Raw genomic sequence first — 15,217 nt, forward strand, 5'->3', positions numbered from 1 at the left:
TCATTGATCCTCTGCTTGCCCTTCGCCAGTTGCGCCACTGGCGCTGAATTACCGACATGGGCCACCGGCCCAACACCCGCCGAGGCAGAATTAATCGGCGGCCGCCAGCACGATGCGCCCCTTGAACAACCGGACCGGCGTTCGTCACCGGCGGCGCAACTGGTAATCCGGCGTCCACCGTCTGATGTTCATGGTGCGAGCGTCAGCTGTTCGCGGTCGATGCGGGGGTTTCCCGCTTCGGCGCCTCGAAGGTCGCCCAGTCGCCCTGCTCGCCCGGCCGTGGTGGCGGACCGGCGATACCGACAGGCTCGTTGGCGGCGCCCGTTCGCGCCCGATGGAGATGGACCTTGGCGATCATATTGGCCGAGACCGGCGCGGTGATGAAAAGGAACAGCGAGATCAGCAATTCGTGCGCGGTCCAGATCCCGAGCCGCGTCTGGAAATAGATCACGGAAGCGATCAGCAGCGCGCCGAGCCCCAGGGTGGTCGCCTTGGTCGGACCGTGCAGCCGCTCCATCGTCGTGGGCAGGCGGACCAGCCCCCAGCTGCCGATCAGCGCGAACCCCGCCCCCAGCAGCAGCAGGGCGACGATGACGATATCGGCGATGACGCTCATTCCACGATGTCCCCGCGCAGGATGAACTTGCAATAGGCGATGGTGCTGACGAACCCGACCATGGCGAGCAGCAACGCAGCCTCGAAATAGGTGTCGTTGCCGCCGATCATGCCGATCAGCACAATCAGGGCGATGGCGTTGATGACCATCGTGTCGAGCGCGACGATCCGGTCGCCGAGCGCCGGTCCGCGCAGCAGCCGCCAGAGATTGAGCAACAGGGCAAGCGCGATGCAGCCGGTCGCGATAGGGAGCGCAATGGCGATCATTTGAAAATCCGTTGCAGGCGTGCCTGGTAGCGCGTTCTGATCCGGGCCACCTCCGCGCCGTCATCGGCGACGTCGAGGGCATGGACCAACAGGTAACGGCCGTCTGCCGACACATCGGACGACACGGTGCCCGGCGTCAGGCTGATCGTGCCGGCCAGCATCGTGATGGCCTCCGGCGTGGTCAGCTCGATGGGTATGATCAACCAGCGGGCGCGAAGATCGCGATTGCGCCGGAACAGGATCAGCCGCGCGACCTGGAAATTGGCGATCACGATGTCGAACACCACGATCGCCAGATAGGCCAGAAAGGCGCGACCGAAACGCATCCGGGGGCGGTCGGGCCAGAAGGGCTGGGTGAATTTCGGCAGGATCAGCGCGAAGATGCCACCCAGTACGATGCCGCCCATGGTGATGGTGTTCGCCATCAGCAGCCAGACGATCAGCAGCATCGCCGACAGCGCAGGATGGGGCAGCAGCCGCTTCACCGCGTCGCCCCCAATATCGCCACGACATAGCGTTCGGGCGCCATGATCTGCGCCGCCGTCGCACGCGTCTGCGCCGTCACCCAACCGGCCGTGACGGTCAGCACCGCCAGCAGGGCGAGTAGGACAATCGGGGCCACGAACTCGGCGCGGGACCGGTCGGTGCCTGCAATGGCCGCCGCCGCCGGGGGCGCTTCCTTCCAGAACAGGGTCGAGCCGCTGCGTGAAAAGCCGATGACGCCGACCAGGGTCGTCACGAGGATCGTCGTCCAGACCGCTTGCCAACCCGGCAGGGCAAAGCTGGCATCGAGGATCAGCAGCTTGCCCACAAAGCCCGCCAGCGGCGGCAGCCCGACCGCTGCGATCGCCGCGATCAGGTATAGCAGCCCCGCACCATCCTGCCCGGCGAAGCGCGGGCTGGGAACGATCGCATCGGCATATTGGCCGCGCCGCCGCATCGCGACATCGGCGACGAGAAACAGGGCTGCCCCGGCCAGCGTCGCCTGCACCAGATAATAGAGCGCGGCGGCCAATGTCGCCTCCTGCCAGAAAGATACTGCCATCAACAGCGTGCCGGTCGACCCCAGCACCGCGAACGCCGCCTGTTCGCGCATGCCGCGCGCCACCAGCACCCCGACAAAGCCAAGGATCGCCCCGAGGATCGCCGTCGGCAGCAGATAGGGCACGGGCAACCACGCCGCCGCGCCCGCCTTGGCCCCGAAGATCAGTGGCACGGTACGGATCATCGCATAGACGCCGACCTTGGTCATGATCGCGAACAGCGCCGCGACCACCGGCATCGTCGCGGCATAGGTGCGTGGCAACCAAAGATGGATGGGCACCACCGCCGCCTTCAGCGCGAACACCGTCAGCAACAACAGCCCGGCAACGCGCAGCAGCCCCTGATCCCCCGCACCCAGCGCGGCGACCTTCACCGCCAGATCCGCCATGTTGAGCGTGCCCGTCAGGCCGTAGAGCAGCCCCAGCGCGATCAGGAACAGTGCCGATCCGACGATATTGACCACGACATAGGCCACGCCCGCCTTCAGTCGCAGTGCGCCCTGCCCGTGCAGCATCAAGCCATAGGACGCGATCAGCAGCACTTCGAAGAAGACGAACAGGTTGAACAGGTCGCCGGTCAGGAACGCGCCGTTCAGTCCCATCAGCTGGAAATGGAACAGCGGATGGAAATGCCAGCCCCGCCGGTTCGCGCCGGTGACGACGGCATGGACTAGCACGACGACCCCCAGCACGGCGGCCAGCACCAGCATCGTCGCGGCCAGCCGGTCGAGCATCAGGACGATGCCGAACGGCGCAGGCCATGCCCCCAGCGCATAGCTGCGGATCGCATCGTCCTGCGCCATCACGAACAGCAAGATGCTCGCGACCAGCGTCGCGATCCCGCCACCCAGCGAGAAGGCCAGCGCGAGGGGGCGATGACGTCGCATCAGCAGCATGGCGACCGATGCGGTCACGGCGGGCAGGACGACCGGGGCCACGAGCAGATGGTCGGCAAGCGTCATGCCTCCCCCTCCTTGTCCGGTTCGCCACGGCCGTCGACCTGATCCGATCCGCTTTCCAGGAAGCTGCGCAGCGAGAGGATGACGGTCAGCGCGGTCATGCCGAAGGTGATGACGATCGCAGTCAGGACCAGCGCCTGCGGCAGGGGATCGGCATGGTCGGTCACCCCCTTGGCATAGAGGGGCGGGCGGTCGACGGTCAGCCGCCCGATCGCGAACAGGAACAGGTTGACCGCATAGGACAGCAAGGTCAGCCCCAGCACGACCTGGAATGTCCGTGCGCGCAGGGCAAGGTACATGCCGCCAGCGACCAGCACGCCGATGGCCGACGCGACCAGAAACTCCAGGCTCATGCCGCGTCCTCGCCATCATGCCTGGCCGCCCGCTGCGCGACATGGGCAAGCTGTTCCAGCGCCATCATTACCGCGCCGACGACGACGCAGGCGACGCCCAGATCGAACAGCATTGCCGTCGCGAGTTCGAACTCGCCGATCAACGGCAGATGGACATAGCCGAAGCTGCTCGTCAGGAACGGCGCGCCGAACACCAGCGAGCCGAGCCCCGTCGCGACCGCGATCAGCACGCCGAACCCGATCAGTTGATGCTCACCGATCCGTCGCCGGCCATCGGTCCAGTCGAAGCCGGACGCCAGATATTGCAGCAGGATCGCGATGGAGAAGATCAGCGCCGCGATGAAGCCGCCGCCCGGCTGATTATGCCCGCGCAGAAACAAGTATAATCCGACCAGCAGCGCCAGCGGCAGCAGCAGCCGGGTCGCCATGACGAACATCATCGGGTGACGCTCGGGCGAGAAACGATCCCCCGACCGCCATTCGCGCAGTCGTCGACCGGCCACACCGCGCGCCGCGGGCTCGAGCAGGGCGAAGATGGCCAAGCCCGCAATGCCCAGGACCGTGATCTCCCCCAAGGTGTCGAACGCGCGGAAGTCGACCAGCGTGACGTTGACGACATTGGTGCCGCCCCCGCCCGAATAGCTGTTGTCCCAGTGAAAGCGCGAAATCCCCTCACGCACCGGCCGCGTCATGATGGCCCAGGCAAGCCAGCCGGTGCCCAGCCCGCCCGCCGCTGCGATCACGCCGTCGCGCAGCCGTCGCGGCATCCCAGAGAGGCGAGGCGGGTTGCCCGGCAACAGGTGCAGCGCCAGCAGCATCAGCAGGATCGTCACCACCTCGACCGAAATCTGGGTGAGCGCGAGATCGGGGGCGGAGAGGTGAATGAACGCCAGCGCCATGACGAGGCCGATGACGCTGATGAAGACCAGCGCAAGATAGCGCCGTCGGTCGACCGTCACCACCGCCAGAGTCGCGACGACCAGCGCGGCCCAGGCGACGATGGCCGCCAGCGACGCGGGCGTGGTCGGCCGCGCTCCGGCGGCGATGCCGGACCGGAACGCGGCGTCGCTGCCGAGCGCGAGCGCGACGACGAACAACACCATCAGATAGCGTTGCAGCGACGCGACATGGATCATGCCCGACACGCGTCGCAGCCCCTCGACGATCGCCGTCAGGCTTCGGTCGAACAGATGCTTGGCGTCGGGCAATGGAATGTGGGCGACCGTTTTGGCCATCGCCGGATAAGCCCAGAGGAGCAGTATCGCGACCGCGACCGCGCCCACGCTCATCAACAGCGCCGGATTGATGCCGTGCCATAATGCGAGATGCAGTTCGGGCACCGCGCCGCCCGTCACCGCCGCGCTGGCGGCTGCCACCAGCGGCCCCGCCAAGGTCATCGGCAACAGTCCGAGCGCCAGCGCGGCGGCCCCCAATATCGCCGGCGGCCCGAGCAGCATGGCCCCCGGATCGTGCGGCGCGGCGACATCGCCGGTCCGCCGCGCGCCGAAATGCAGCGCGACCGCATAGCGCAGCGAATAGGCCGCCGACAGCATCGCCGCGATGGTCGCCAGCACGGGCACCAGCAAGGCCTGTCCCGCCCACACGGTGTGCGCACTCTGCTCCAGCATCATCTCCTTGGAGATGAACCCGCCGAGCGGCGGCAGACCCGCCATCGCGGCGGCGGCCAGCACGCCCAGCGTCGCCGTCAGCGGCATGACCGCCGCCAGGCCGCCCAGCCGCCGCATGTCGCGCGTGCCCGTCTCATGGTCGACGATACCCGCATGCATGAACAGCGTCGCCTTGAAGGCCGCATGGTTGAGGATGTGAAAGACCGCCGCCGTCACCGCCGCGCCCGTCCCGAAGCCGAGCAACATCACCATCAGCCCCAATTGGCTGATCGTCGAATAGGCGAGGATCGCCTTCAGATCGTGGCGGAACAGCGCGACGCCTGCGCCGAATACCATCGTCACCAAGCCGATCGGCGCGACGATGCCGAACCACAGATCGGTTCCCGCCAGCACCGGCCACAGCCGCGCGAGGAGGAACACCCCCGCCTTCACCATCGTCGCGGAATGGAGATAGGCGCTGACCGGGGTCGGCGCGGCCATCGCGTGGGGCAGCCAGAAGTGGAAGGGAAACTGCGCCGACTTGGTGAAGGCCCCTGCCAGGATCAGGATCAGGATCGCAGGATAGAGCGGCGACGCCTGCACCAGATCGGCGCGTGCCAGGATCGTCGCCAGATCATAGCTGCCCGCCGCCTTGCCCAGCAGGACCATGCCCGCGATCAACGCAAGACCGCCCCCGCCGGTGATGGTCAGCGCCATTCGCGCACCCTGTCGCGCGTCGGCGCGGTCGCGCCAGAAACCGATCAAGAGGAAGGACGCCAGGCTGGTCAGCTCCCAGAACACCAGCATCAGCAGCACATTGCCGGACAGGGCGATCCCGACCATCGCCCCCTGGAACAGCATCAGGAAGGACAGGAACCGCGCCGTCGCCTCGTTCTTCGCCAGATACCCTTGCGCATATACGATGACGAGCAGCCCGATGCCGAGGATCAACCCGGCGAACAGCAACGCCAGCGGGTCCAGCCACAGGCTGAAATCGAGACCGAGTGTCGGCAGCCACGCCATGCCTGCCGTCGGCGTCCGGCCGGAAAGCACCGCGCCCGCTTGCGACAACAGAACGGCCAACCCGCCCGCGCTGGCGGTCCCAGCGATCAGCATATGGACCTGCCGCGACGATTGTCGGGTCACCATCAACAGGATGACCGCGAGGAACGGCATGGATAGCAGGATCAGCAGCGCCAAGTGCATTTCCCCCTTGCGCGACCTGTCCGATCACGTGGTTGACGGCGCATATCGGCAAGCCGCAAGCCTTCCCGGCTTGCGAGAGGAAAGCGCGATTTGGGCAGGTCACCCGATAGCGTGACGACGATGCACGAGGCAGCAGGCGGGCAGGTTCGGTCGGACAAGCCGATACTCCGGGTACAAGGATTCCGCGTTGGCGGCCCGACCAACGTTAGAACCTGCCCGCACCAGCGATCTGCGAACACCCGGACGCGATTGTGCATGATGGGGGAAAGGATCACAACCCTGCTCGGACACCGAGGGCAAGGACGCTCCGATCGCGAAAGCTGTTTCGACCGACTTCAAGCCCGCTTTGGCAGCGAAGTCGGTCGAAATGGTCGGTCCGGGAAACGCGCTGGCAAGTCCGAAACCACATCCGACCCGCGAGGGGAGGAACGGCCCATGGCCATCCCCGCCTTACGTTACGGCTCCATCGTCAGCGGATCGAGCCATGAAACGAAGCGAAGCGGCAACAGAAACGGGAGGCTACTGTCCAACTAACCCATGTGGCCGCTGACAGAATGTCCCAGTGACATGACATGGTGGTCACGATAACGGCTGGGTCGTGCAGGCTGTCCGGCATCTCCTGGCGCAACGCCACCTTGCGGTGCTCATCTGCGCGGCCGCCTTGCTGCTCAGGCTGCTGGTGCCGACCGGCTACATGATCGCTTCCGATCACGGGCGCCTTTCCATCACGATGTGTCCGGGCACGGTGACCCAGCCCACAGCTATGGCCATGCCGGACATGGATCACGCCATGACCATGGTGCATGGCACCATGCCGGACGCGGACAAATCGACCGATCACGGCAAATCCGAAATGCCCTGCGCCTTTGCGGGTCTGTCCGCGCAGGTCATGGGCGCCGTCGACGTCGTGCTGCTGGCCGTCGCGCTGGCCGCCGTCGCGCTCATGGCGCTGCGCAGCGTGCCGCGCATTGCCCCCCGTGCCGCCCCCTATCTCCGTCCACCGCTGCGCGGTCCCCCGCTTTCCGCCTGACGAACTGACCGGGACACCGGTCGGCCAAGCCCGCCGTCGTGCAGCCCTGCCTGCTGCCACGCGAAGCCCGTCCCGCGTCGGTTTCCGGCCGCCAGCGATCCGCGATGCGGCGGATCATGGGGTTTCGCGCGCGAGCCCAGGTTCTGACGCGGTCCCGTGGGGCCTGACGCGCCTGATGGCAAAAATATGAAAGCATTCGATCCGCCAGAGCGCGGGTCTTGGGGGATATGATGTCGAAGACCGGTTTGATGGTGGCGGCCGCCACCTCCTGTTTCCTGATCGCCGCGCCGTCCGCAGCGCAGCAGCGCGCCGATACGCAGATCACGATCGGCGGGGACGAGGTCGTCGTCACCGCCAAATCCATGGCCCGTTCGACCGCCAATGTCCTGACCTCGGTCGACGTGCTGAGCGGTGACGTCGCGCAGCGCCAGAATGTCGACAATGCCTGGGAACTGTTCGCCCGGCTGCCCGGCGTCGTCCTGACCGACTTCAACCAGGGTACGACCTCGGGTCGCTTCTCGATTCGCGGGTTCAATGGCGAGGGCGAGATCAACGCGGTCAAGCTGCTGATCGATGGCGTGCCGTCCAACGACAACGCCGGGCGGATGGACTTTATCGATTTCATCTCCCCCCTCGACATCGCTTCGGTCGAACTGGTGCGCGGCACATCCGACCCGCGCTGGGGGCTGCACGCGATCGCGGGCAGTGCCGACATCAAGACACGGATCGGCGGCAACTATCTCGACGCGCGCGGCATCGTCGGCGCGTTCGGCACCTATGACGCGCAGATGTCGGCCGGGGTCGAGACCGGGCGGCTAAGCCAGAATTATCTGCTGTCCTACCGTCAGAGCGACGGTTTTCGCGACCATGCCGATCTCGACCGCCTGAACTTCGCGGGCAAGTGGTTCTACGACTTCGGCCCGGCCAAACTCGGGCTGATCGCGCGTCACAGCCGCAGCGAGGCGGAGGAGCCGGGCTATCTGACCGATGCCGATGCCTATACCGACCGACAGCGTTCCTACGATGTGTCCGCAACCGATGGCGGCATGCGCGAACTCAGCCAGTACAGCCTCCATCTCGATGCCGATCTGGCGCGCGACCTGTCGCTGACCGCGATCGGCTATGCGACGACCAACCACGACAATCGCTTTGTCCGCTTCTCGGCGAATGTCGCGCAACAACAGCGGCTGACCGACGAGCAGCATTATGGCGTGGTGACCGGCCTGCACTGGCACGCGGCCGACTGGCTGATGGCCGAGGCGGGTGGCGACGTGCAGTGGCAGCATAACCAGAGCCTGCGCTGGACCACCAACCGGCGGATCATCACGGCCGCCACGCGCAACCAGGATTTCGACCTGACGGTCGGCGGTGGCTATGTGCAGGCGATCGTGACCCCGGTCCGCTGGCTGACGATCACGCCGGCATGGCGTATCGATCGGGTGAGCGGGTATTTCACCAACCGGCTGAACGGCCTCAGCTACCCGGTCAACGATTACGGCACGATCAGCCAGCCCAAGCTGTCGGTCGCGGTCACGCCCGTCCCCGGACTGACCGCCTATGGCAATTTCGGGCGGACCTTCCAGATCGGCGCGGGCTCGGGCGCCTATGTCGTGCCGCCGCGCGTGCGCGATGTCGCCGCCTCGATCAACGAAGGCTTCGAAGGCGGCATCAGGCTGTCACAGGGCCGCTGGCTGACCGCTCGCGCGGCGGTGTGGCAACAGACCGCGACCGGCGAGTTGAAGCGTCGCCTCAACGACCCGTCCGGCGAGTTCGACAATCTTGGGGCTACGCGCCGTCGCGGCTTCGATTTGGAGGCGAGCGTGCAGCCGCTCTCCGGCCTGTCGGCCTGGGCCAGCTGGTCGCACCAGAAGGCGATCATCCGCGTGCCCGATCCAGCCGCCCCGCTGACCGCAGGCAATGAGATCGATCATGTCCCCCGCAACGTCTACACCGCCGGGATCGAATGGGTGCCAACGACACTGCCATGGCGCGCCTCGCTCTGGGGCAATGGCCAGTCCTCCTATGAGTTGAACACCGCGAACAGCCAGGGCCGCTATGGCGATTATTTCCAGGTCACGGCCGAACTGGCGTACCGCATCACCAAGGCGATCGAGCTGTCGGCGCAGGTGCGCAACCTGACGAACGATCGATACGAATATGTCTGGTATGACGGCACGCAGCGCCTGCACGCGCCCGCCGATCCGCGTAGCGTCTTCGGCGCGGTCCGGGCGCGGTTTTGACGATGCGGGCGCAAGCGGCCGCTTCGGGGCGATCATGGCGGATCTGGGTCAGACGGGTGCATCTGTGGCTAGGACTGTCGGTCGGCCTGCTGTTCGTCGTGATCGGCCTGACGGGATCGGCGCTGGTCTTCTATGTCGGCATCGACGAGGCGCTGCATCCCGAAGCGCACAGCGACGCCCGTGCCCCGGCACCGGGCTGGTCCTCGCCCGTCTGGGACCGCGCGCTGGCGACCGGGCGCGCGGCGGGCTTCGATCCGGCGGGCAGATGGTCATTCGAGGTGACGGGCGAGGGCGGCGCGATCCCGGCGCGCTACTATCCACCCTCCGCGCCCGGCGCGGCGCATTCACCGCGGCAAATGCTATGGTTCTCGCCCGATGGCGGCCGGATCGTCCGCGTCGCGCCATGGGGCGGCTATCTGATGAGCTGGATCTACGAGTTGCACATGCAACTGCTCGCCGGCGATATGGGGTTGCAGATCGTCGGGTGGTCCGGCGTCGCCATGCTGTTCCTGCTGGCGACGGGCGTCATCGCTTGGTGGCCGCGCGGCAGCTGGGCAAAGGCGCTGGCGTTCAAGCGACGCGCCACACCGATCCGCCGACTGCGCGACCTGCACAAACTGACGGGCGTCGGCAGCGCCTTGCTGCTGATGATCATAACCGCGACCGGCGTGATCCTGGCGCTACCCAGCGTGAAGGCTGCTGTGCTTGCACCGTTGCCTGTCCCGGAACCGCGATCCTCCGGCGGGATCGGGACACCGATATCCCTGCACCAGGCGCTGGGCGTGGCGCGGGCCGCCATTCCCGATGCAAGGCTCGTGTTCATCGATGTTCCGGGTGACGGCGGCCAGCCCTATCGCTTCCGCTTGCAGGTATCGGGCGACCCGCACGCTCGCTTTCCGGGCAGTTATGTTTTCGTCGATCGCCACACGGCCCGCGTGGTCGCGGTTCAGGATGTCCGTAGCGGCGGCATCGGGACCGCGATCAATGCCTGGGTCCGTCCGCTTCACGACGGATCGGTGGGCGGTCTGCCGATGAGGATTGTGGCGGTCCTGATCGGCTTTGCGCCCACCCTATTGGCCGCGACCGGCTTCCTTCATTGGCGACGCCGCGTCAGGAAGCGCGGCGATCGGAACGATGTGGCCGCGACGTAAAGACCGGCGCTGACCGCAACGATGGCGAACAACCGCACGAACGGGGCTTCAGGCATGCGCGACGTATTGAGGATCCACCTTGCACCAATGACATTTCCGAATAGTTTGAGTGTCCACCTGGGACTTTTTTAGGGCGGCACTCCTCAAAGTACCGAGAACATCTCTGGACATCGTTACGCAACTTGCGCCGACTTATGTCTGACCATAATCCCGTTATATCAGTCTGCTGGGCGAATGCGTGATCCGGCGGCAGAGCACGGGAGGGGTCATGCGTCAACTGGGCCGATCGCGAAGCTTGTATCTGTTGCGGGGGATGGTGCTCGTCGGCGCGGTGGCATCGGGCAGCGAGGCTTTGATCACCGCGCCGCGTGAGGCGGCCCTGTCGGGCGATGTCGTTCCGGCGCATGATCCGGTGCTGATCCGCGAAGGCGACCGGTATTACGTCTATTCGACGGGGCAGCGTGACAGGCGGCCGTTGGTGGCGCGGACGTCGCGCGACCTGCGGCATTGGGCCCCTTTGCCGTCGCCTTTGCCCGACCTGCCGGACTGGGCCCGTACAGCGGTGCCCGGCGCGCTGGAGATGTGGGCCCCCGACATCGCGCGGGTCGGCGATCGGTATCGGTTATATTATTCGGTTTCCCGCTTCGGCACGCAGCATTCGGCGATCGGCCTGGCGACCGCCACGACGTTGGACCCAGCCGCGCCCGGCTATGGCTGGCGAGACGAGGGACTGGTCATCGCGTCGCGGGAGGGCGATCCGTATAATGCGATCGATCCGGCGTTCGTGCGCGATCGCCAGGGTCGCCAATGGCTGAGCTTTGGCAGTTTCTGGGGTGGGATCCAACTGATCCGGCTCGATCCGGGGAGCGGCAAGCCTGCCGCCGGGGCCAAGCCCCAAATGATCGCCCGGCGCGACATGGGCGACAAGACCAATGCGATCGAAGCCCCCTTCATAATCGATCATGGGGGCTGGTACTGGCTGATCGTCTCGTTCGACTTTTGCTGTCGCGGAACCAAGAGCAGTTATCATCTGCGCATCGGGCGCGCGCGTTCGATCGAGGGGCCCTATCTGGACCGTTCGGGTCGGGCGATGCGCGAGGGCGGCGGGACGGTGCTCCTTCAGGCCGATACGGCGGGGCGCGATCGCTTTCGCGGGCCGGGCCATGCCGGCGTGATGCGTGATCGCGATGGGCGCCATTATCTGGTCCACCATGCCTATGACGCGGCTGCCGGGGGTGTCGCGACGTTGCGGATCGCCCGGCTTGAGTGGGACGAGGCGGGTTGGCCGATCTTGGAGAAGACGGCTTCTTGACCAGGTTGGAGATTCGGCGGTGGGCGCTTCAAGGCTCGCTTTTGACGCGATGGGTGGCGCTCGTCGCTGGTAGTCGGGTGTGAACCCGCCAAGGAGACTCGTGATCCAATTTAAAAGACGGACAAGTGTGATTTGGCGGATGGAGCATTGAGGCCGGATCCTACCGTTTGAATTAAAATCGGAATTGCATATTGGCAGCGCTAACATCGCAAACGCCCGGCGTCAGGGTGTGTGACCCAAAATCCACGATCTGAACGCTGTATAAATTTTTTGTTATGTCCGACTTGACGATGGTTGTCGTTAGTCAGACAAATCAGCCCCTTACCGGCACCGAGAACTCGGGCCAACAGGAGGGGAAATCTGATGAAGCGCCACATCCTTTTGCTGTCCGTCACGCCATGGGCGTTGTTGGCGGCCCCCGCCATGGCCCAGACGTCGACCGACGCAAAGACGACCCAAGCCGCCGATCCGAACGCCCCGATCGAGGCGCAGACTGCCGTCGGCATTCGCCAGGATGTCGCCGAGGTGCCCGACCGCAGCCCCGTCCAGGCCTCGACCACCGGGCTGCCGGAGACGCAGACCGATCCGCGCGATATCGTCGTCACCGGCTTTCGCGCCAGCCTGGGTTCGGCGCAGGCGATCAAGCGTAATTCCGATGCGATCCTCGACGCGATCGTCGCGCAGGATATCGGCAAGCTGCCCGACAATACGGCGGCGGAATCGCTCGCCCGCGTGACCGGCATCCAGGTCAGCCGCTACAGCGACGAAGTGAATCAGGTGCTGGTCCGTGGCTTGCCCGACGTGGCGACCACCTTCAACGGCCGCGACATCTTCACCGCCGAAGGCCGTGGCGTCGCGCTTCAGGATTTCCCGGCGGGTGCGCTGGCGGGCCTCGAAGTCTACAAGTCGGGCACGGCCGACCTGTTGGAACCGGGCCTGGCGGGCCTCATCAACGTGCGTTCGCGTCGGCCTTTCGATTTCGAAAAGGGCTTCACGATCGCGGGCGGCGTTCGCGGCACCTACAACGACCAGTCGAAGAAGTTCGATCCGCTGGGCAACCTGCTTCTCAGCCAGCGCGCCGAAACCCCCATCGGTGAGATCGGCTGGCTGATCAACGCCACCTACACTCAGGCGCAGTATCGTAACGCCGTGCGCTGGGGTGAGGGCAACACCAATTCGCCGACGACAGGGACGACGGTGCTGCCGACGTCGGTCGGTCGCAATTTCCAGGTCCCGACTGCGGTCGGCGTCTATAATGACAGCGGCAAGCGTTGGCGACCGGCCATGAATGCCAGTGTCCAATGGCGCCCGGCGCATAACCTCGAACTCTATTACGACTTCCTCTATCAGGGCTATCGCGGCGAGATCGCGAACGACTGGTTCCGTGTTCCGCTGCTCGACAACAATCCGACGTTGAGCGACGTCGTGCTGCGCCCCGGCGAGCCGCTTCAGGTGCAGAGCCTGACCAAGACCGGCGGATATCGGCCCGAGGCCTATCGCAGCACGGTCAAGGGGTACACCAATACGTACCAGGCGGCGGGCGGCGCCAAATGGGATATCGGTCGCGCGCATCTGTCGACGGACCTTGCCTACACCAACTCGGAATATGGTTCGGACGAGTGGAGCTTCGACACCGCCTTTTCCAAGGTGCCGGTCGCGAACGTCAATTTCTTCGTCAACGATGGCGTGTCGTTCGACCTGCCGGGCTTCGACAACACGAACCCGGCCAACTATATCTGGCGCGGTTACTTCGAGGCGACCTACCGCGTGCAAGGCAAGGGGTGGCAGTGGCGCACCGACGTGGACCTCGATACCGATCTGTCGCTGTTCCCCAGGCTGCAATTCGGTATCCGCTGGACCGATCGCGACGCGTCGCTGAAGCGCGGCAATCGCTATGCCTATACCGAGCCGTTGGCGATCCCGCTGGCGCAGGTGCCGACCGGCGATCTGGGGCTGACCCAGAATGCGTTCCGCGGCAACCAGGGCTTCACCAGCTGGCTGATGCCGTCGCGTGACGGCATTGCGGGCAACGCGCCGCAGCTTCGCCAATATGCCTTCAATGCGTTGCAGCGGTTGGTTGCGGCCAATCCCGGCGATCAGGGCTATCGCGACGCACTGAACCGCTTCTCCACGCCCGAGGTTCAGCTGGACCCGTTGGCCGCCTTCTATGCGACCGAGCAGACCTATGCCTTTTACGGGCAGGCCAAGTACGAGTTCAACATCGGCTCGGTCCGGTTCGACGGTATGATCGGCACCCGCGTCGTCAATACGGTGGGCGAATATAGCGGTATCTCGACGGTGTTGTTCGACGGCGTCCGCCGCAGCGAGGTTCGCCGCACCCGCGCCAATTATGTCGACATCCTGCCCAACATCTCGCTGCGCATTCGACCCAACGATAAGCTGCAGATCCGCTTCGGCGTGACCAAGACGCGGACCAAGCCGCAGTTCGGCCAGCTGAACCCGGCGCTGAACATCACCCAGAACACGCAACAGGTCGTTCCCGACCAGCCGCTCGACCCGCGCTTCCCGGCCGGTCTGAACACCCGGCCTAACGCCTATGGTGGCGGCGGCAATCCGGATCTGCGGCCGCTAATCTCGAAGAACTATGACGCGACGGTCGAATATTATTTCTCGCCGACCGCCTCGCTGACGGCGGCCGTGTTCTACCGCGATCTCGACGGGTTCATCGGAGATTATATCAATCGCACCATCGACCCATTCTACGGCCTCATCGAAATCAACCGGCCGGAAAATGCGGGCAAGGGCCGTATCAAGGGTGTCGAAGTCGGTGGTCAGACCTTCTTCGACTTCCTGCCGGGGCTGTGGAGCGGTATCGGCGTCCAGGCGAACGTCACGTATCTGGAGGGGAAACAACAGTACCCCGCCAATCTGTTCGCCTCGAACGGCGGCACTACCCCGCCGCCGTTCGTGCCGATCCCCGGCCTGTCCAAGTGGACCTATAATATCGCACTCTTCTATGAGAAGGGTGATGTGTCTACGCGCCTGTCGTTCAACAATCGCGATGCGTATCTCAACAGCAATTTCATCAACGGTGCCGGTTTCTACAATGGTGAGGGCGTAACCCGCGTGCAGCGGCTCGACTTCGGCTTCAACTACAACATTACCAAGGAAATCACGGTCGCTTTCGACGTCGCCAATATTCTGGCGAAGCCGTTCAATAACTATCGCGCCTATGGCAACGGCCTGTCCTATCCGCGCGACGTGCGTGACGAGGGGCGCTATTACGGCCTGGGCATGCGCTTCCGCTTCTGACCGGATCGGGGTGGGTTGCGGCCCACCCCGCGATGATCCCCAACGGAGCCTCGCGGGGCAGGGATGGCATCCGCCGTCTCTGCCCTTTTTCTGTCGGCGCCGGATGACGCGCACGAAAAACCCCGCCGGTCCTGCGACCGGCGGGGTTTCCTGTTCGTCCG

General features: G+C 65.3%; 11 protein-coding genes. 5 read left to right on the top strand and 6 right to left on the bottom strand.

Annotated features, from left to right (window positions below; all coding sequences use genetic code 11):
• Positions 1–202: 202 nt before the first annotated feature.
• Genes NS355_RS05115 through NS355_RS05140 form a run of 6 tightly spaced genes read right to left on the bottom strand, consistent with a single transcriptional unit; the run spans position 203 to position 6,050 of the window.
• Positions 203–616 (bottom strand): Na+/H+ antiporter subunit G, encoded by a 414-nt coding sequence (locus NS355_RS05115; protein WP_058744713.1) that lies wholly within the window; start codon positions 614–616, stop codon positions 203–205.
• Positions 613–882 carry a K+/H+ antiporter subunit F gene (locus tag NS355_RS05120; protein ID WP_058744714.1) on the bottom strand — a complete coding sequence of 90 codons (270 nt, stop codon included), beginning with the start codon at positions 880–882 and terminating at the stop codon, positions 613–615. Before NS355_RS05120 ends, NS355_RS05115 begins: the two co-directional genes overlap by 4 nt.
• Entirely contained in the window at positions 879–1,367 is a 489-nt protein-coding gene (locus tag NS355_RS05125; RefSeq protein WP_084787546.1) for a Na+/H+ antiporter subunit E, read from the bottom strand. The genes NS355_RS05120 and NS355_RS05125 overlap by 4 nt, the downstream gene beginning before the upstream one ends.
• Entirely contained in the window at positions 1,364–2,887 is a 1,524-nt protein-coding gene (locus tag NS355_RS05130) for a monovalent cation/H+ antiporter subunit D (RefSeq protein WP_058744715.1), read from the bottom strand. Before NS355_RS05130 ends, NS355_RS05125 begins: the two co-directional genes overlap by 4 nt.
• Positions 2,884–3,237, bottom strand: a complete 354-nt coding sequence (locus NS355_RS05135; protein ID WP_209445022.1) for a Na+/H+ antiporter subunit C — start codon at positions 3,235–3,237, stop codon at positions 2,884–2,886. The genes NS355_RS05130 and NS355_RS05135 overlap by 4 nt, the downstream gene beginning before the upstream one ends.
• Positions 3,234–6,050, bottom strand: coding sequence for a monovalent cation/H+ antiporter subunit A (locus tag NS355_RS05140; protein WP_058744716.1), 2,817 nt, complete (start codon positions 6,048–6,050; stop codon positions 3,234–3,236). The genes NS355_RS05135 and NS355_RS05140 overlap by 4 nt, the downstream gene beginning before the upstream one ends.
• A 598-nt stretch (positions 6,051–6,648) precedes the next feature.
• Here NS355_RS05140 and NS355_RS05145 point away from each other — a divergent pair.
• From NS355_RS05145 to NS355_RS05165, 5 genes are all read left to right on the top strand, one after another.
• A complete protein-coding gene (locus tag NS355_RS05145) occupies positions 6,649–7,080 on the top strand; it encodes a hypothetical protein (RefSeq protein ID WP_058744717.1) in 432 nt (143 codons plus the stop codon).
• Between the two features lie 230 nt (positions 7,081–7,310).
• A complete protein-coding gene (locus NS355_RS05150) occupies positions 7,311–9,320 on the top strand; it encodes a TonB-dependent receptor (RefSeq protein WP_058744741.1) in 2,010 nt (669 codons plus the stop codon).
• A 56-nt stretch (positions 9,321–9,376) separates the two neighbouring features.
• A complete protein-coding gene (locus tag NS355_RS05155; protein ID WP_058744718.1) occupies positions 9,377–10,471 on the top strand; it encodes a PepSY-associated TM helix domain-containing protein in 1,095 nt (364 codons plus the stop codon).
• A gap of 268 nt (positions 10,472–10,739) precedes the next feature.
• Positions 10,740–11,783, top strand: a complete 1,044-nt coding sequence (locus NS355_RS05160) for an arabinan endo-1,5-alpha-L-arabinosidase (RefSeq protein ID WP_153008062.1) — start codon at positions 10,740–10,742, stop codon at positions 11,781–11,783.
• 363 nt (positions 11,784–12,146) lie between these two features.
• The gene (locus tag NS355_RS05165; RefSeq protein WP_058744720.1) at positions 12,147–15,056 is read left to right on the top strand and encodes a TonB-dependent receptor; all 2,910 of its coding nucleotides are present in this window, start codon (positions 12,147–12,149) and stop codon (positions 15,054–15,056) included.
• The last annotated feature ends 161 nt before the right edge of the window (positions 15,057–15,217 follow it).

The organism is Sphingomonas yabuuchiae (genome assembly GCF_001477495.1).
In the GTDB taxonomy this organism is placed as follows: domain Bacteria; phylum Pseudomonadota; class Alphaproteobacteria; order Sphingomonadales; family Sphingomonadaceae; genus Sphingomonas; species Sphingomonas yabuuchiae_A.

Coding starts and splice junctions, on each gene's coding strand:
- NS355_RS05115 (WP_058744713.1), bottom strand. CDS start 616: ATGAGCGTCATCGCCGATATCGTCATCGTCGCCCTGCTGCTGCTGGGG.
- NS355_RS05120 (WP_058744714.1), bottom strand. CDS start 882: ATGATCGCCATTGCGCTCCCTATCGCGACCGGCTGCATCGCGCTTGCC.
- NS355_RS05130 (WP_058744715.1), bottom strand. CDS start 2,887: ATGACGCTTGCCGACCATCTGCTCGTGGCCCCGGTCGTCCTGCCCGCC.
- NS355_RS05135 (WP_209445022.1), bottom strand. CDS start 3,237: ATGAGCCTGGAGTTTCTGGTCGCGTCGGCCATCGGCGTGCTGGTCGCT.
- NS355_RS05140 (WP_058744716.1), bottom strand. CDS start 6,050: ATGCACTTGGCGCTGCTGATCCTGCTATCCATGCCGTTCCTCGCGGTC.
- NS355_RS05150 (WP_058744741.1), top strand. CDS start 7,311: ATGTCGAAGACCGGTTTGATGGTGGCGGCCGCCACCTCCTGTTTCCTG.
- NS355_RS05160 (WP_153008062.1), top strand. CDS start 10,740: ATGCGTCAACTGGGCCGATCGCGAAGCTTGTATCTGTTGCGGGGGATG.
- NS355_RS05165 (WP_058744720.1), top strand. CDS start 12,147: ATGAAGCGCCACATCCTTTTGCTGTCCGTCACGCCATGGGCGTTGTTG.